This is a genomic window from Citrobacter farmeri (genome assembly GCF_019048065.1).
Taxonomy (GTDB): Bacteria; Pseudomonadota; Gammaproteobacteria; order Enterobacterales; family Enterobacteriaceae; genus Citrobacter_A; species Citrobacter_A farmeri.
Window position 1 is genome coordinate 1,515,968 of the sequence record NZ_CP077291.1, and the last position, 18,063, is coordinate 1,534,030.

Genomic DNA, 18,063 nt, shown 5'->3' on the forward strand with positions numbered 1-18,063 from the left:
TTTGGAGTTTAATGCCGGATGGCGCTACGCTTATCCGGCCTACAACGCGATGCATGTGTAGGCCGGATAAGGCGTTTACGCCGCCATCCGGCATCACAATATCAGATCTTACATGCGCCGCTTTCGCAGCCATCGTCCTGAATGGATGGCACCAGATCGTCCTGGGCATCTTCCGCGCCGTCACGGGTGTTCTGATAATACAGCGTTTTGACCCCGAACTTATAGGCGGTAAGCAGGTCTTTGAGCAACTGCTGCATCGGCACTTTTCCTGACGGGAAGCGCGACGGATCGTAGTTGGTGTTAGCCGAAATCGACTGATCGATAAACTTCTGCATGATGCCAACCAGTTGCAGATAACCGTCGTTACCCGGCATTTCCCACAGCAGTTCATAGGCGTTGCCAAGGTGCTCGTAGTCCGGCACCACCTGACGCAGAATACCGTCTTTCGACGCTTTAATGCTGACGTAACCACGCGGCGGCTCGATACCATTAGTGGCGTTCGAGATCTGCGAAGAGGTTTCGGACGGCATCAGGGCAGAGAGCGTTGAGTTACGCAGACCAAAGGTCTTGATAGACTCGCGAAGCGCTTCCCAGTCGTGATGCAGCGGTTCGTTGGTGATAGCATCCAGATCTTTCTTGTAAGTATCGATCGGCAGAATGCCCTGCGCGTAGGTGGTTTCGTTAAACCACGGGCAGGCGCCTTGTTCGATCGCCAGTTCGTTAGAGGCCTTCAGCAGATAGTACTGAATGGCTTCAAACGTCTTGTGCGTCAGGTTGTTGGCGCTGCCATCGGAGTAGCGCTTACCGTTTTTCGCCAGCCAGTAAGCAAAGTTAATCACGCCAATACCCAGCGTACGACGGCCCATCGCTCCGCGTTTGGCTGCCGGGATCGGGTAGTCCTGATAATCTAACAGCGCATCGAGGGCACGAACGGCCAGTACCGCCAGCTCTTCCAGTTCCTCGAGGCCGTTGATCGCCCCCAGGTTGAAGGCGGAAAGCGTACACAGGGCGATTTCACCGTTTTCGTCGTTCACATCCATCAGCGGTTTAGTGGGCAGAGCGATTTCCAGGCACAGGTTGGACTGGCGTACCGGCGCGACCTGCGGATCGAACGGGCTGTGGGTATTGCAGTGATCAACGTTCTGAATGTAGATACGACCAGTAGAGGCGCGTTCCTGCATCATCAGAGAGAACAGTTCAACCGCTTTGACACGCTGTTTACGGATGCTGTCGTCGTTTTCGTATTTCACGTACAGGCGTTCGAATTCATCCTGATCGGCGAAAAAGGCGTCATACAGCCCCGGAACATCGGATGGGCTGAAGAGCGTAATATCGCCGCCTTTCAGCAGACGCGTGTACATGAGCTTGTTGATCTGTACGCCGTAGTCCATGTGACGCACGCGGTTGCCTTCTACGCCACGGTTGTTTTTCAGCACCAGCAGGCTTTCGACTTCCAGATGCCACATTGGGTAGAACAGCGTGGCGGCACCGCCGCGTACGCCGCCCTGAGAGCAGGATTTCACGGCGGTCTGGAAATGTTTGTAGAAAGGGATACAGCCAGTGTGGAACGCTTCGCCACCGCGAATCGGGCTGCCCAGCGCACGGATACGACCCGCATTGATACCGATACCGGCACGCTGGGAGACGTATTTTACAATCGCGCTGGAGGTGGCATTGATCGAGTCCAGGCTGTCGCCACACTCGATCAGTACACAGGAGCTGAACTGACGCGTCGGAGTACGAACGCCGGACATAATCGGCGTCGGCAGCGAAATTTTGAACGTCGACACCGCGTCATAAAAACGTTTTACGTATTCCAGACGGGTATCACGCGGGTAGTTAGAGAACAGGCAAGCAGCCACCAGAATATAGAGGAACTGGGCGCTTTCGTAGATTTCACCGGTGACACGGTTCTGGACCAGATATTTCCCTTCCAGCTGCTTAACGGCGGCGTAGGAGAAGGTCATATCACGGTCGTGTACGATGAACGAGTCCATCTGCTTGAACTCTTCTTCCGTGTAGTCTTCCAGCAGATGATTGTCGTATTTGCCCATTTCAACCATTTTCACCACATGGTCAAACAGTTTCGGCGGTTCGAACTCGCCGTAGGCTTTTTTACGCAGATGGAAAATCGCCAGGCGCGCAGCCAGGTACTGGTAATCCGGCGCCTCGCGAGAGATCAGATCCGCTGCCGCTTTAATGATGGTTTCATGGATATCGGAGGTTTTGATACCGTCATAAAACTGGATATGGGAGCGCAGTTCGACCTGAGAAATCGATACGTTATTCAGTCCTTCTGCCGCCCAATCCAGAACCCGATGGATTTTGTCGAGATTGATGCGCTCTGTACTACCATCACGCTTTGTCACCAGCAGACTCTGATTCATGTGGTTTTTTACCTGTCCGTGAAAGAAAAAATATCCCCTGCATTATCCACAATGCCACCTTGTGACTAACTCTGTGGATAAATACTATATGTAGGGGTTGAGTGTTAAAGTAAACGCTATATGGTGAGTATTCTAGTAGGGATTCTTTTCAGCACAAGAGTTGATTTTGAGGTTAAATTGAGGTTGCAAAAGGGTAAGAAAGGCTAAGTGCACGTCTTATAAGGCCTGGCGGGGATGTCAATAATTTATAAAAAAAATAGATAATTTGATCGAGTGCTGATTTCTTCAACGAAGGTATAGAAACTTCTTATGACCTGGCGCAAGTTTTGTAACCTGGATACCGGCGAGAGATGCCGGATGACGACGTAAACGTCTTATCTGGCCTACAGGACATTTTTCCGTAGGCCGGATAAGCGTAGCGCCATCAGGCAAGTGGATTATTCCGCGTTAGCCGTGGTGTGCACCATATAATTCACATCGACACCGGGGCCAAGCTTGAAGGTGTTAGTGATAGGGTTGAAATGCAACCCGGTCATATGGCGTTCCCGCAATACTGTCTGATCCACCCAGCCTAACAGCTCCGCAGGCTTAATAAATTTTTTAACATCATGAGTCCCTTTGGGCACCATGCGCAGAATGTATTCCGCGCCGACAACGGCCATCAGCCAGGATTTGCCGTTGCGGTTAAGGGTTGAAAAGAACACCTCGCCACCGGGTTTGACCAATTGCGCACAGGCTCTGACCACCGATTGCGGATCGGGCACATGCTCCAGCATTTCCATGCAGGTCACCACGTCATACTCGTGGGCATGTTTCGCGGCGTGTTCTTCCACGGTCTCCTGCACATAATTCACCTGAATACCGCTTTCCAGCGCATGCAGTTTTGCTACCTGCAAAGGTTCAAAGCCCATGTCCAGACCGGTCACGGTGGCACCTTCACGGGCCATACTTTCTGCCAGAATGCCGCCGCCGCAGCCAACGTCGAGCACCTTCTTACCAAACAGGCCGCCTGCGCGTTCGGCAATGTAACCCAGTCGCAGCGGGTTAATGCGATGCAACGGCTTAAATTCGCCTTCCAGATCCCACCAGCGCGACGCGACTGCTTCAAACTTGGCAATTTCTTCGTGGTCAACATTGTGGTTTACCGGTGGTTTTACGGCATTCATCGGGGCTTTTACTCCTTCTATGGCTTGTTACAGGAGTATATCAGTCAACGCGGGTGAATAAAGCTTATTGGTTTACCTCAATCTCTGCGGTTGTGTTATAATTTGCGACCTTTGAATCCGGGATACAGTAGAGGGATAGCGGTTAGATGAGCGACCTTGCGAGAGAAATTACACCGGTCAACATTGAGGAAGAGCTGAAGAACTCTTATCTGGATTATGCGATGTCGGTCATTGTTGGCCGTGCGCTGCCAGATGTCCGAGATGGCCTGAAGCCGGTACACCGTCGCGTACTTTACGCCATGAACGTATTGGGCAATGACTGGAACAAAGCCTATAAGAAATCAGCCCGTGTCGTTGGCGACGTCATCGGTAAATACCACCCGCACGGCGACTCTGCGGTATATGACACCATTGTTCGTATGGCTCAGCCGTTCTCGCTGCGATATATGCTGGTGGATGGCCAGGGGAACTTCGGTTCCATCGATGGTGACTCTGCGGCGGCGATGCGTTATACGGAAATCCGTCTGGCGAAGATTGCCCATGAGTTGATGGCCGATCTGGAAAAAGAGACGGTTGATTTTGTCGACAACTATGACGGCACGGAAAAAATCCCTGACGTTATGCCGACCAAAATCCCTAACCTGTTAGTGAACGGCTCCTCCGGTATCGCGGTTGGGATGGCGACTAACATTCCGCCGCACAACCTGACGGAAGTGGTCAACGGTTGTCTGGCGTATATCGACGATGAAGACATCAGCATTGAAGGGCTGATGGAATACATCCCGGGTCCGGATTTCCCGACGGCGGCGATCATCAATGGTCGTCGCGGTATTGAAGAAGCCTATCGTACCGGTCGCGGTAAAGTGTACATTCGCGCCCGCGCGGAAGTAGAAGTTGACGCGAAAACCGGTCGTGAAACCATTATCGTGCATGAAATCCCGTATCAGGTGAACAAAGCGCGTCTGATCGAGAAAATCGCGGAACTGGTTAAAGACAAACGCGTTGAAGGCATCAGCGCGCTGCGTGATGAGTCTGACAAAGACGGCATGCGCATCGTGATTGAAGTTAAACGCGACGCGGTCGGGGAAGTGGTACTGAACAACCTCTACTCCCAGACTCAACTGCAGGTCTCTTTCGGTATCAACATGGTGGCATTGCACCATGGTCAGCCGAAAATCATGAACCTGAAAGACATCATTTCAGCGTTTGTGCGCCACCGTCGTGAAGTGGTGACCCGCCGTACCATTTTCGAACTGCGTAAAGCTCGCGATCGTGCGCATATCCTTGAGGCGCTGGCAATTGCGCTGGCGAATATCGATCCGATCATTGAACTGATCCGTCGTGCGCCGACCCCGGCAGAAGCGAAAGCGGGGCTGATTGCGCGTCCATGGGATCTGGGCAACGTGGCGGCGATGCTGGAACGTGCCGGTGACGATGCCGCGCGTCCGGAGTGGCTGGAGCCTGAATTCGGTGTGCGTGATGGTCAGTACTACCTGACGGAACAGCAGGCCCAGGCGATTCTGGATCTGCGTTTGCAGAAACTGACCGGCCTTGAGCACGAAAAACTGCTCGACGAATACAAAGAGTTGCTGGAACAGATCGCGGAACTGCTGCACATTCTGGGCAGCGCCGATCGCTTGATGGAAGTCATTCGCGAAGAGCTGGAACTGATCCGCGATCAGTTTGGCGATGAGCGCCGTACCGAAATCACCGCCAACAGCGCCGATATCAATATCGAAGATCTGATCAACCAGGAAGATGTGGTTGTCACCCTGTCTCACCAGGGCTACGTGAAGTATCAGCCGCTGACCGACTACGAAGCACAACGCCGTGGTGGGAAAGGCAAGTCGGCTGCACGTATTAAAGAAGAAGACTTTATTGACCGCCTGCTGGTGGCCAACACCCATGACACGATCCTCTGCTTCTCCAGCCGTGGTCGTCTGTACTGGATGAAGGTCTATCAGTTGCCAGAAGCGAGCCGTGGCGCGCGTGGTCGTCCGATCGTCAACCTGCTGCCGCTGGAAGCCGATGAGCGTATTACCGCCATCCTGCCGGTTCGCGAGTACGAAGAGGGCGTGAACGTCTTTATGGCGACCGCCAGCGGTACGGTGAAGAAAACGGCGCTGACCGAGTTCAGCCGTCCGCGTTCTGCCGGTATCATCGCGGTAAACCTGAACGACGGCGACGAACTGATTGGTGTGGATCTGACCGCAGGTAAAGACGAAGTCATGCTGTTCTCGGCTGCCGGTAAAGTGGTGCGCTTCAAAGAGGACGCCGTCCGTGCGATGGGTCGTACTGCGACCGGCGTACGTGGTATCAAGCTGGCGGGCGAAGACAAAGTCGTCTCCCTGATTATTCCGCGCGGCGAAGGCGCGATCCTGACCGTGACGCAAAACGGTTACGGTAAGCGTACAGCGGCGGAAGAGTATCCGACCAAGTCTCGTGCGACGCAGGGCGTTATCTCTATCAAAGTGACCGAGCGTAACGGCTCCGTTGTTGGCGCAGTGCAGGTCGATGACTGTGACCAGATCATGATGATCACCGATGCAGGTACGTTGGTACGTACACGCGTGTCGGAAATCAGCGTGGTAGGGCGTAACACTCAGGGCGTGATCCTCATCCGTACCGCGGAAGATGAAAACGTGGTGGGTCTGCAACGTGTGGCTGAACCGGTGGATGACGAAGACCTCGACGCCATCGACGGTAGTGCGGCGGAAGGGGATGATGATATCGCTCCAGAAGCGGAAACCGACGACGATGTTGCTGATGACGCTGACGAGTAATCAGCGGCTTTAAATACTGCACAAAAGGGAGGCGCTGCCTCCCTTTTTTACGTTCTGAATATCGACCTTTCCCTTCATTAAACGTTCTGTCGTGGAACCCCCTATTTCTCGTATAAGAATACATAAATTAATGAATAATTATAACTCTGTGAAGGTGCTCACTGTTTGTGCAGCCATTTACCGTTAACTTTCTCCTGACCGAACAGAGATATTTACGATCCCTTACTGGCAGGAGAACTGAAAAATTATTTAGTAAAAACATCTGAAGTTTTTTAAGACAAAAGCGTTGGCTGCCTTCATCTGTTAGTTCACTTCTGACGGATGAATATACTTATACCTACACGTTGGGAGTTAACTATGATAGTTGAAATAGCAGAGGGTTTTATCCATCTTTTCCAGAGCGCAGGTAAGATATTTTCCGGGATGATCGTCAGTACCATTCCTATGCTAATAACCTTAATTTTGACCGTTAATTTCATTATGAAGTTAATTGGTCAACAGCGGATGGAAAAAGTCGCCACGTTGATGGGTAAATCAAAAATATTAACTTATGGAATTTTGCCCAGCTTTGCCTGGTTCTTCCTCAGCAGCCCTGGGGCGTTGACGATGGGTAAATTTTTACCAGAACGCTGTAAACCCGCTTATCAGGATGCGCTGGGCAGTACCGTGCATCCGCTAACGTCTCTGTTCCCACATATTGTGCCATCAGAGCTCTTTATCTGGCTGGGGGTGGCCGCGGGTCTCACCCGACTCGACCTGCCCGTCGCCGATCTGGCATTGCGCTATATCGCCGCAGGTATTCTACTCGGTTTTATCCGTGGTTTTCTTACGGAGTATATCTTCACCCGACTGGAGAAACGCGAACTTAATCAGGAATAAGGGAAAACAATGAAAGTACTATTTTCGGCTGACGTCGTAAGGGCTGGAAGAAAAGTGGAAGAGGGGCTGCTTAATGGCATGTTGATCACTTTTAATGACCGCGCTCCGGAAGATTATCTCGATTATGTCCTGGTTATAAAGAATATTGTTTGTGATGTTACCCCATTACAAAAAGCAGTGGACTATGTCTTACAGATGAATAATCAGACCTGGAATATAACCTGCTGGGGAGAGGCCGCATGGCAAAATTTATGCGAATTAGGTCATGTGACGGTGGTATTTGATGGAGCTGAAAAACCAATAGCCTATGGTTCATTACACGTAAACAGTCATTGTTCTCCATCCGTAAATGAATTGATTGGCCCATTGAAAATAATGAGGAAAACCAATGAAAACTGTACTGATTAAAAAAGGTCATTCAGGGATTGGCGACGATATGTATTTATATCGAGATACCCGCATGGTGATCCTGTCGCTAACCGGAAAAACCATTGACCCGGTCGCGAAGAAGCTGGGCGAAATGCTGGAGATGACCGTGGTTAACGGCTTTGATGCCATGCCGGATGATAAAAAAATCCTCTGCGTGGTCATCAACTGTGGCGGTTCACTGCGTTGTGGTATCTATCCACAGAAAAGAATAAAGACGATCAATGTGTTACCAACCGGGGCAATGGGGCCGCTGGCAAAATATATCACCGAAGATATCTATATATCGGATGTCAGCCTTGAGTCGCTTTCGTTGATTGAGACCATTAATCAACCGAACAACAGGGATGAAAACGTTGAGCTCGTCGAGCCGCTCCCCGCGGGCGATGCTTCCGCTGTTGCCCGTGATTACGTGGAGGCAAAACCGCGTGGTTCAGCGACCAACACCGCACTGGAATTGATGACGCGTTTCGCGACGGGGATCGGTAACTTTGTTAGCCTCCTCTACTCCTCGGCGCGCGAATCCGTTGAGCTGTGTATTAAGAACGTTATCCCCTTTATGGCCTTTATCTCGGTTCTGATCGCCCTGGTACAGGAGACAGCGATTGGTCAGTGGACCGGGAATGCGCTATCACCACTCGCCGGCTCGCTAACCGGCCTGTTCGTGATTGCGATTATCTGCGGTCTGCCCTTTATCTCTCCCATTCTGGCTCCCGGCGCGGCGATTGCGCAGGTCGTTGGCGTGCTGGTGGGAACGCTAATCGGTAGCGGTGTGGTTTCGCCTCTGATGGCGCTGCCGGCACTGTTTGCGATTAACGTCCAGGTGGGGGCCGATTTTATTCCCGTTGGACTCTCCATGCAGGAGGCGAAAGAGAAGACTATTCGTCTTGGTGTTCCCTCTTTCTTGTTATCACGGATGATTACCGCGCCTCTGGCGGTTGCCATCGGTTATCTGTTTTCGTTTGGCTTGTTTAACTGAGGAGTGTGTAATGAACAAAATCAATGCCGCGGTGGTTGGGGCCGGTATTTATGGCAAACACCATATCAACGCGTATCACTATAATCCGTGGGTGAACCTGGTCGGATTTTGCGAGATCAATCCGGATATCCGCGCCAGAGTTGCGCAGGAGTTCCAGGTTCCAGGTTATGCCACGCTGGCAGAGTTGTTTTCCGCGACGGAGGTTGATCTGGTGTCAATCGCTACTCCGGATCCGTTTCACTTTGATGCCACGATTGAGGCCATCAAAGCGGGCAAACATGTGTTGATTGAAAAACCGATGGCGACAACGTCAGCGGAATGCCGGGAAATCATCCGTTATGCGCAGCAGCAGGGGGTGAAGATCGGCGTCGATTACCACAAGCGTTGGGACGGGATGGCGCAGCATATTCATCATGAACTATTGAAACCCGAAACAGGCCAGGTCCTGCGTGGCTACATGAGCATGGACGATATTATCGATGTGCCAAAAAACTGGCTGTCATGGGCGAATGAGAGCTCTCCCGTTCATTTCCTTGGCACACATTGTTTTGATTTAATTCGATATTATATGAACGGCGCTAATGCAGTGAGCGTTTATGCAATAGGACAGAAGAAGAAACTTGTTGCGGAAGGCATTGATTCCTGGGACACCATTCAGTCTTTCGTTACGTTTGATAATGGCGCGCAATGGACGGTTGAAGTCGGGTGGTGTTTACCTGCTTCCTTTCCTAAGGCAAATGATGGTCGTAGTTTTGTTATCACCGAGAATAACTATTACCGTGCCGATGCGCAGTTGCGTGGCTATGAAATGTTCACCCCACAGCGTAGTGCAACGCCAAATTACAATTTTATTAATTACGTTAATAATAAAGCCAGCGGCTACGGGATTCAGCCAATACATGATTTTGTTGAGCACATATTATTTGATACCCCTTATCTGGCAACCGCAGATGATGGGTTGCAGGCGACATTAATTTGCGAGGCCGTACATCACTCGTTATCGACAGGAAGTATTGTGCAGTTATAATTAATCTGCTGTTTACGCCTTATAAACAATCTTTTCTGGCTTTAATTTCTCTGATTAAGGCAGGGTTCTTTATTCCTCCACAACCCGGTCGATGATCATCGTTTATGAGGCGTTTTTTCATTACTCATATTTAGATAGCAATATTGCAGAGCATGGAAAAAAAGCGTGTGTAATGACATTTTCAGCGCGGCGAAACTAAGGGGGCTGATGCTGGACTGAGGTGTATATAAGGTCACATCGGCCAGTGCCGCACCGCTCTGATGACAGGCAACGGCCAGTGAGGCTGCCTCGTGTTCACGAATCAGGGTAATCAATTGATTATCCGGCTCCTCTTTGAGTCCTGGCAGTAGAATCACAGAATCACAATCCGTCAGGGTGTTTGTCAGCAGTGAATGGGCATTCTGGTACTCCACGGGAATACAGACTTTACCAATATCGTTATAGTCCTGAATGATATTGCTAAGCAACGAGCTCAGTTCACGCGGATGACAGAAATAGAGATTGCGACTGGAGTTAATAATTTCAAAGAAGGTATTGAGTGCTGCAGGGTTATTATTATTAATAAACTCGCTGAGGATAACATTGTTCTTCGTTGCCTGGGCCGGAAGGAGTGCCTCAGGTTCACTGCGCAGACACTTAATTAAATCATATTTAAATGAAGTAAAACCCGTATAACCGAGGGATTGAGCGAAACGAACGATGGAAGGTTGGCTGGTTTGCGTCTTTTTTGAAATTGCCGTCGACGTCAGTTTTTCCGCGCCAGATAATGTAGCCAGAATGTAACGGCTAATTGTTTGTTCCGCGTGTGTCCCTGTTTTTACCAGTAACTGAAGTTGTTCGATAATGTTCATTAAGGTCCCTCGGTTTTGTTTATTATGACAGATACACTTTATCCTTCAAGTTGCCTCTTTGTTGGCGGCGGAGTTATTCGGCTCGTCCATGAGCCTTGCCCTTACGGGCCGTCGCTTTGCGACGTTCAAATTCGTTCCCGACGAATTTATCACTCCCTTGCCGCCTTGATGTATCCTGAATGATGCTGTGTATAACCAAAGGGACCGCAGGGGTTAATTCATCCTTTCCACAATCATCGCAATACCCTGACCGCCGCCGATGCACAGCGTTGCCAGTCCCAGCGTTTTATCCCTGGCAGAAAGCGCATGCAGCAATGTCACCAGAATTCGCGCGCCGCTGGCTCCGATCGGATGACCAAGCGCAATCGCCCCCCCGTTAACGTTCACCTTCTCTGGGTCGAAGCCCAGCGTCTTGCCGACGGCTAGGAACTGCGCGGCAAACGCCTCATTGGCTTCAATCAGATCGATATCTGAAAGCTGCAATCCGCAGTATTGTAGCGCTTTCTGCGTAGCAGGCACCGGCCCCATCCCCATCAGTGCCGGCGCGACGCCGCCGCTGGCGTACCCTTTAATACGTGCCAGCGGTTTCAGTCCTGCCGCCAGTGCGGCCGATTCTTCCATGACCACCAACGCTGCCGCGCCATCGTTGATCCCTGAGGCATTACCGGCAGTGACAGTACCGGCTTTATCAAATGCCGGACGCAGTGCGGCAAGGCCTTCCGCTGTTGAATCGGCTTTAGGAAATTCATCGCGTTCAAAAACGATAGTTTTCTTACGTGACGTAACGTTGACCGGCACAATTTCAGCCTGAAATGCACCGGAATTGATGGCTGCCACCGCTTTTTGCTGAGAGAGCAGCGCGAGTTCGTCCTGCATTTCACGGCTGATACCGTATTCGCGGGCGACGTTTTCGGCGGTGATCCCCATGTGATAGCCGTGGGTGGCGCAGAGCAGGCCATCGCGCAGAATCACATCTGATAACTGGCCGTCGCCAAGGCGATAGCCCCAGCGGGCTTTCGCATCCAGCAGATACGGTGCCAGACTCATGTTTTCCATCCCGCCGGCGACCAATGCCTGTGCTTGTCCCGCCTGAATCGCCTGGGCCGCCAGCGCGACGCTTTTAAGCCCTGAACCGCAAACCTTGTTGACGGTAAAACCGCAGACCGTCTCGCTAAGTCCGCTTTTTAGCAACGCCTGGCGTGCCGGGTTTTGACCCAGACCGGCCTGCAGCACGTTGCCCATGATTACTTCATCCACGCGCTGCGGATCGAGTTGCGCGCGTTCCAGCGCGGCGTGAATCACGGTCGCGCCAAGATCGATGGCGCTGGTAGTTGCCAGCGCGCCGTTGAAGCTGCCGATGGCGGTACGTGCTGCGCTGACGATGACACAATTTTTCATCTTCTGTTCCTTAAAAGTGAGTGGCTGCCGTCAGAAAAAAGTCAGGCCGACAACAAAAATGACGCCGGAGAAAAGCAGGGCGGTGATGCAATACCCCATGATGTCGCGAACCCCCAGTCCGGCGATGGCCAGTGCGGGAAGCGCCCAGAAGGGTTGCGCCATATTCATCCACTGTTCGCCGTAGGCGATCGCCATGACGGATTTACCGAGGTCGGCCCCTAACGCCTGCGCGGCTGGCATCACGAACGGCCCCTGAATAACCCAGTGACCGCCGCCTGACGGCACGGCAAAGTTGATCAGCGCGGAGCTGAAGAAGGTCATAACGGGGAAGGTGTCTTTATTGGCGACGTTGATGAAGAATTCGGTGATCAAACCGCCGAGACCGGAGTGTTCCATCATTAACTGGATCCCCGCATAGAACGGGAACTGCACCAGGATCCCGGCGGTGCTGCGCGCGGCGGCGCTAATGGCACGCATATAGGCCATTGGCGTTTTGTGCAGCAGCAGACCGGCAATCATAAACATCAGGTTGACGGTGTTGATGGTGATGTTGAACCCTTTTTCGGCGAAGTAGATCCCGAGATAGGCGATGCCTAATGCGCCAATGATCAGCGCCAGGATACGGCTCTCTTCCAGTTTTTCTGACGGAGGCGCATCTGCCGGCAAGGTCTTCTGGAAATCAGGCTCTTCCATCAACAGTTTCGGATCGACGCTGACAACATCTGACGGTTTTGGCGTCATCATGCGGGTAATAAACGGCATGACCACAATCAATCCGACGGTGATGAAAATGTTGAAGCCGGTGAACAGGGTATCGCTGACCGGAATCAAGCCCGCAATGTGTTCGACCGGGTTACCCGGCGTTGCCGCCAGCAGGGGCATTGAGCCGGAGAAGCCGCCGCCCCAGGTCAGAAAACCGATATAGGCGCAGGCAATCAGCAGCGGATAATCGGAACCCGGCACGCGACGGGCAACCTCACGGGCAAACATCGCCCCTACCACCAGGCCGAAACCCCAGTTGATAACGCAGGCGACGGAGCCAAAGAAGGTCACCAGCATTACGCCCTGAGCGGGCGTTTTAGCGGCAGATGCGGCGGTGCGCAGCAGGTTTTTCACCGGGCCAGAACTGGCCAGCGCGTGGCCTGTTACGATGATCAATGCCATCTGCATCCCGAAGGCCAGCAGGTTCCAGAAGCCGTCCCCCCAGAAACGCACCATACTGATCGGCGTTTGCGGCGTTAACCACAGCGCGATGCCGAACGTCAGTAGCGTCAGCAGCATGGCGAAAATCAGGGGATCGGGCAGCCAGCGACTGACGAAGCGCGTCATGAAACGCGAGATACGGCCAATCATGCGTCACCTCGCTGAACGACCAGATCGGCGGCAACGTCAAAGTGGGCTTCGGTTTTCGCGCGCAGGGTATCAAGATCGCACCCGTCGACGATTTCTGTCAGCCACATTTTGCCGTCGATAAAGCGGAACACCGCCAGTTCGGTGACCAGCACATGCACCGCATGCTGGGCCGTCAGCGGCATGGTGCACTGGCGGAGGATTTTCGCTGAGCCGTCTTTCGCGCAGTGTTCCATCGCGATGATGACTTTGCGCGCCCCGGTCACCAGATCCATTGCGCCGCCCATACCTGGGACCATTTTGCCGGGTACCACCCAGTTCGCGAGGTTGGCCTGTTCATCGACCTGCAACCCACCCAGAACGCAGGCGTCCACATGACCGCCACGGATCAGGGCAAATGACATCGCGCTATCGAACATCGCCGCACCCGGCAAAATCCCGCAGGGTTGTCCGCCAGCGTTCACCAGATCGGGATGCGCGGTGGTGACCGGCCCCAGTCCGAGAAAGCCGTTTTCTGATTGCAAAGTGATATGAATGTCATCCGGCAGGTAGTTGGCGACCATCGTCGGCAGGCCAATACCTAAGTTCACGACGTCACCATCACGAAGTTCCTGCGCCACGCGGCGCGCAATACGTTGTTTCGCATCCATTATTTGCTCTCCTGTGGAATGACGATATGGTCGATAACCGCGCCGGGGGTGACGATCTGGTCAGGCAGCAGATCGCCTGTCTCAACGAGTTCGTCAGGTTCCACCAGGGTGATATCGGCGGCGAGGGCAATAAGAGGGTTAAAGTTGCGGGCACTGAGTTGGTAGGTCAGGTTGCCGAGAGGGTCAGCACGGTGCGCGCGGATGAGCGCCAGATCGGCGCGCAACGGGCGTTCCAGTAGCCAGGTTTTGCCATCGAGCGTCAGGGTTTGTTTGCCATCTTCCACGATGGTGCCGACGCCGGTAGGGGTCAGGAACCCACCGAGTCCTGCGCCGCCGCAGCGGATCTGTTCAATCAACGTACCTTGCGGCACCAGTTGAACCTCCATCTCCCTGGCAATCATCCGACGCCCGGTTTCCGGGTTGGTGCCGATATGGGACGCAATGACTTTGTTCACCCGGCCATTGACGATCAGTGGGCCGATGCCGGTATCGACAAAGGCGGTATCGTTGGCGATCAGTGTCAGGTCTCTGACGCCGGATTCAAGTAAGGCTTCGACAAGACGGGGCGGGGTCCCTACCCCCATAAAACCGCCAACCATGATGGTCATGCCGTCACGAAAGAAGTCGGCTGCGTTTTGTAAGGTAATCAGTTTTGTTTTCATTATGTTTCCCTTTTGCATACTCCATTTTGGGTACGTAAAGGGAATAGCAAGCGGGATGCCAGAATAGCTAACGGGTGGGGGAATTAATTAACTTATTGAATATAATGATTTATTTATTCTGGCATTGTGTGATCTGAGTGCGGATGCTATGCAGAATTTTGCGCACTGTGCAAAATTCTGCATAGCAGATTCTGGTCTACAACCCTGCCGTATCGATACCGTATTCCTGCAGTTTGTACATCAGAGCGCGTCGACTGATCCCTAACATGAGCGCGGCGCGGGTGCGGTTTCCTTCATGCTGTTCGAGCACCTCAATAATGATTCGCTTCTCCTCACGTTTAATCTCTTCTTTCAGATTGCGTTCACCGGGCTGCGTGGCTTTTATCTCGCTGCTGCCAGTGACCGGTTGGCGGAGCGGGGCGGGCAGATCTTCAGCGAAAATGACCGCACCGGTATTCATCACTACCGCCCGCTCAATGACGTTCGAGAGCTCCCGGATGTTGCCGGGCCAGGGCCAACTGGTGAGCATCGACATGGCCGCAGGATCGATCTCAATAATATCGCGCTGATTTTCCGAACTGAATTTCTGCAAGAAGTGGTTAGCGAGCAGCGCAATATCTTCCCGTCGTTCACGTAGCGGGGGAAGCTGCAGATGAATGACATTCAGACGGTAAAACAGGTCTTCACGGAAGGTGCCTTCTTTCACCATGGCATGGAGATCCCGGTTAGTGGCGGCGACAATGCGAATATCCACCTGAATGGTCTGGTGTCCACCGACGCGTTCGAACTCTCTTTCCTGCAGGATACGCAGCAGTTTCGCCTGTAGTACCAGTGGCATTTCGCCAATTTCATCGAGTAGCAGGGTCCCCTGATGCGCGCGTTCAAACAGCCCCTGACGCTGAGTTTGTGCCCCGGTGAAGGCCCCCTTTTCATGACCAAACAGCTCGCTTTCCAGCAGCGACTCCGGCAGCGCGGCACAGTTGATTTTGATAAACGGGCCGTTTGCCCGGCGCGAGTTGTAATGAATGGCACGCGCAATCAACTCTTTACCAGTACCGCTTTCTCCACTGATCAAGACGTTGGCCTGCGATAGCGCCATTTTCGCCGTGTCTTTGCAGATATCCATCATTCGCGGACTGTTGGTCAGTATATGCCCCCACTGCCAACTGGTGCTCAGCGCCTGATGCAGACTGCGGATCTCCTGTTTCATCGCCTGGAGTTGCAGTGCGCGCTGGATCAGTAAATTGAGCTCATCAAGATCGAAAGGCTTGATCACGTAATCAAACGCGCCGCTGCGCAGCGCTTCGACGGCGGTTTCGACTTCGGCGTAAGCGGTCATCAGGATTACGGGAATGCGCGGCTGCCGGGTGCGCATGATTTTCAGTGCGTCAATTCCGTTCATTTCTGGCATACGGATATCCATCAGCACCACATCCGGCGGGGCGTCGGAAAAGCGCTGCAAGGCTTCTTCACCGTTACTGGCACAGTGTGTTTCATGTCCCTGTAGCGAGAATGCGGTAGTGAGCATGCGACGAACGTTGTCTTCGTCGTCCACGATGAGAATACGATAGCGGGTTTTCATACTGACAAGTTTCCCTGCGGGTTAATCGGTAAAATAAGGGTAAACGTCGCGCCACATCCGGGCATGCTGGCGACGTGAATATCGCCCTGATGGGCATTAATGATGCGCTGGCTGAGCGCGAGCCCAAGTCCCGTACCTGAGGCTTTGGTAGTAAAGAAGGGGTCAAAGATCTTTTTCTGTAGCGCAATATCGATCCCGCAGCCGTTATCTTCGATTATTACGGCTTGTTGCGTCGTTGAATATGACAGGGTGCGAATGCGAATTTCGCCGCATGTGCTGATGGCCTGCACGGCATTAATCAGAATATTGAGGATCACCTGTTTCAACAGCTCGCGATCGGCAACGATGGCAGGCAGTTCCTTATCCTGTTCGAAGTTGAAGGCGATCCGTGCCTGAACACCGGAGGTTTGTACCAGAATCAGCGTCTCTTCGATCAGCGAATTGAGCAGCACTTGCTGCCATTGGCTTTGGCGCGGGCGGGAAAAATCCAGCAACTGCTGAATGACTCTGTTGATGGAGTCAATTTCTTTCAGTACCACGGACAGATATTCCTGGTGTACCGGCAGGCTGGTTTGCTGACGGATGATCTGTACATAACCGCGGATCGCGGTAAGTGGATTACGCACCTCATGCGCCACCCCGGCCATCAGTTCACCCAGCGTGGCAAGTCGCTCCGTCTGGGCCAGGCGACGCTGGGTTTCTTTCCGGGCGGTCAGGTCGGAGAAAATCACCAACGCGCCTATCAATTCACCATTGGGGTTATGAATGCGGCTGGTGGTGACGCTGAGTTCAATAGTGCGGTCGCGCGCCGGGAAACTGACTTCTTGCGCCAGATGCTCTGTACCGTGTGCCAGGGTATCGAGAACCGGGCTGGCAAAATGGGGGTCGGAAAACAGTGTGGCATAAGGCTGGCCGACCAGTTCATTCAATGTATAACCGGTAATCATTTCCGCCGCGGGGTTCATCGTGGTGACGTCACCCTGTCTGTCGATCGCAATCACGCCGTCGGCGGCGTTTTCAATGATCAGATCGTTAAGCGTTTTGGTTTCACGCAGCGTTTGCGCCAGGGCGTTGACGCTCCGGCTGATTTGTCCCAGTTCACCGGGGAGATTGGGAAGCTGTGCCGGCGTTTTCTGCGCCAGCGTCGACAAACCGTCAGTGATAATGTCGATATTGGCACCAAGGCGTCGTGAAAACAGTACGATCAGTAGCAGGCTACAGAGCAGGCCCGCCGCCAGCACTGCAATGATGCGCATGTCCATCTTCCAGGCCTGACGTTGAATGTCTTCCGTCAGCTCATTCGCCCAGATGTAACCTGTCACATCGCCATCACGGGTGATGGGGATCATTGAGTTGAGAATATCTCCGCGCACCTGTCGACCGGAAAAGACCACCGGAGCATTACTGCGCATTACTTCACGTCCAGGGTGATCGGCGGCAATCGTCACGCCGACGTTATTTTGATACAGCGCGGAAGGCGCGTAGGTAATAATCGCATCCAGCGCTTTGTTATAGTAGCCCGCGCCAACGCCCGGAAACGCCTGGGTGATCCGTTCGGTGATAGGGCCGAGTTCGGCATTTAGCGCCCGGATACGCTCCTCCCGCGGCAATGCCGTAAAATCGTCAAAGCGTGCGCCCAGCGCCTGATCGAGCAGGTGTACGACAGCAGATAATTTTTTCTCTTTTTCGGATAAGACTGCTGACCGACCTTCGGTTTCTACGATATAACCAATCGACAGCGTCGGTACGATGACCATCAGGAGCGCCATCAGTATCATTTGATTGCGTAAGCGTCGCGGATATAACCCTCTCAAAAAGCGCATGCTGGCATCCCTGTGGCCCTGGTACGACAAAGAATGATTATCGATGGTTGCGGCAAGGGTTTCTCAGCGGTGTATCATATTCCCGCAAACAGAGGCGCGG

General features: G+C 52.9%; 14 protein-coding genes and 1 pseudogene. 6 read left to right on the top strand and 9 right to left on the bottom strand.

Translation table 11 applies throughout. The features are described 5' to 3' along the window. Positions 1-8 precede the first annotated feature (8 nt). Positions 9-101: pseudogene (locus I6L53_RS23775) on the top strand (hypothetical protein); the annotation flags it as partial. On the opposite strand, the gene nrdA reads toward I6L53_RS23775, so the two are convergent. Then, on the bottom strand, positions 102-2,387 hold the full coding sequence (nrdA, locus tag I6L53_RS07115) for a class 1a ribonucleoside-diphosphate reductase subunit alpha (RefSeq protein ID WP_042317867.1): 2,286 nt from the start codon (positions 2,385-2,387) through the stop codon (positions 102-104). Positions 2,388-2,824: 437 nt separating this feature from the next. Further along, the gene (gene ubiG, locus I6L53_RS07120) at positions 2,825-3,553 is read right to left on the bottom strand and encodes a bifunctional 2-polyprenyl-6-hydroxyphenol methylase/3-demethylubiquinol 3-O-methyltransferase UbiG (protein ID WP_042317869.1); all 729 of its coding nucleotides are present in this window, start codon (positions 3,551-3,553) and stop codon (positions 2,825-2,827) included. A 146-nt stretch (positions 3,554-3,699) separates the two neighbouring features. On the opposite strand from ubiG, the gene gyrA reads away from it, so the two are divergent. The 5 genes from gyrA to I6L53_RS07145 all read left to right on the top strand — a co-directional run bounded on the left by gyrA (position 3,700) and on the right by I6L53_RS07145 (position 9,647). Beyond that, positions 3,700-6,336, top strand: a complete 2,637-nt coding sequence (gene gyrA, locus I6L53_RS07125) for a DNA topoisomerase (ATP-hydrolyzing) subunit A (protein WP_042317871.1) — start codon at positions 3,700-3,702, stop codon at positions 6,334-6,336. A 357-nt stretch (positions 6,337-6,693) separates the two neighbouring features. Next, positions 6,694-7,215 (top strand): PTS glucitol/sorbitol transporter subunit IIC, encoded by a 522-nt coding sequence (srlA, locus tag I6L53_RS07130; RefSeq protein ID WP_042317872.1) that lies wholly within the window; start codon positions 6,694-6,696, stop codon positions 7,213-7,215. A 9-nt stretch (positions 7,216-7,224) separates the two neighbouring features. After that, entirely contained in the window at positions 7,225-7,623 is a 399-nt protein-coding gene (locus I6L53_RS07135; protein WP_042317873.1) for a PTS glucitol/sorbitol transporter subunit IIA, read from the top strand. Further along, positions 7,604-8,620, top strand: a complete 1,017-nt coding sequence (gene srlE, locus I6L53_RS07140; protein WP_042317876.1) for a PTS glucitol/sorbitol transporter subunit IIB — start codon at positions 7,604-7,606, stop codon at positions 8,618-8,620. Before I6L53_RS07135 ends, srlE begins: the two co-directional genes overlap by 20 nt. 10 nt (positions 8,621-8,630) lie before the next feature. Next, positions 8,631-9,647 carry a Gfo/Idh/MocA family protein gene (locus I6L53_RS07145; protein WP_042317878.1) on the top strand — a complete coding sequence of 339 codons (1,017 nt, stop codon included), beginning with the start codon at positions 8,631-8,633 and terminating at the stop codon, positions 9,645-9,647. Between the two features lie 95 nt (positions 9,648-9,742). Here the strand turns inward: I6L53_RS07145 and I6L53_RS07150 are convergent, their stop codons facing one another. The 7 genes from I6L53_RS07150 to atoS form a co-directional block, all read right to left on the bottom strand. Continuing rightward, positions 9,743-10,498, bottom strand: a complete 756-nt coding sequence (locus I6L53_RS07150; protein WP_042317880.1) for a MurR/RpiR family transcriptional regulator — start codon at positions 10,496-10,498, stop codon at positions 9,743-9,745. Between the two features lie 213 nt (positions 10,499-10,711). Beyond that, positions 10,712-11,896, bottom strand: coding sequence for an acetyl-CoA C-acetyltransferase (locus tag I6L53_RS07155; protein ID WP_042317881.1), 1,185 nt, complete (start codon positions 11,894-11,896; stop codon positions 10,712-10,714). A 30-nt stretch (positions 11,897-11,926) separates the two neighbouring features. After that, positions 11,927-13,249: a TIGR00366 family protein gene (locus tag I6L53_RS07160; protein WP_042317883.1), complete on the bottom strand. Its 1,323-nt coding sequence runs from the start codon at positions 13,247-13,249 to the stop codon at positions 11,927-11,929. Next, positions 13,246-13,896: a 3-oxoacid CoA-transferase subunit B gene (locus tag I6L53_RS07165; RefSeq protein WP_042317884.1), complete on the bottom strand. Its 651-nt coding sequence runs from the start codon at positions 13,894-13,896 to the stop codon at positions 13,246-13,248. Before I6L53_RS07165 ends, I6L53_RS07160 begins: the two co-directional genes overlap by 4 nt. After that, the gene (gene atoD / locus I6L53_RS07170) at positions 13,896-14,558 is read right to left on the bottom strand and encodes an acetate CoA-transferase subunit alpha (RefSeq protein ID WP_042317885.1); all 663 of its coding nucleotides are present in this window, start codon (positions 14,556-14,558) and stop codon (positions 13,896-13,898) included. Before atoD ends, I6L53_RS07165 begins: the two co-directional genes overlap by 1 nt. Positions 14,559-14,754: 196 nt before the next feature. Next, positions 14,755-16,140 carry an acetoacetate metabolism transcriptional regulator AtoC gene (gene atoC, locus I6L53_RS07175; RefSeq protein WP_042317887.1) on the bottom strand — a complete coding sequence of 462 codons (1,386 nt, stop codon included), beginning with the start codon at positions 16,138-16,140 and terminating at the stop codon, positions 14,755-14,757. After that, complete coding sequence (gene atoS / locus I6L53_RS07180) at positions 16,137-17,963, bottom strand: two-component system sensor histidine kinase AtoS (RefSeq protein ID WP_042317889.1); 1,827 nt, start codon at positions 17,961-17,963, stop codon at positions 16,137-16,139. The genes atoC and atoS overlap by 4 nt, the downstream gene beginning before the upstream one ends. Positions 17,964-18,063 lie beyond the last annotated feature (100 nt).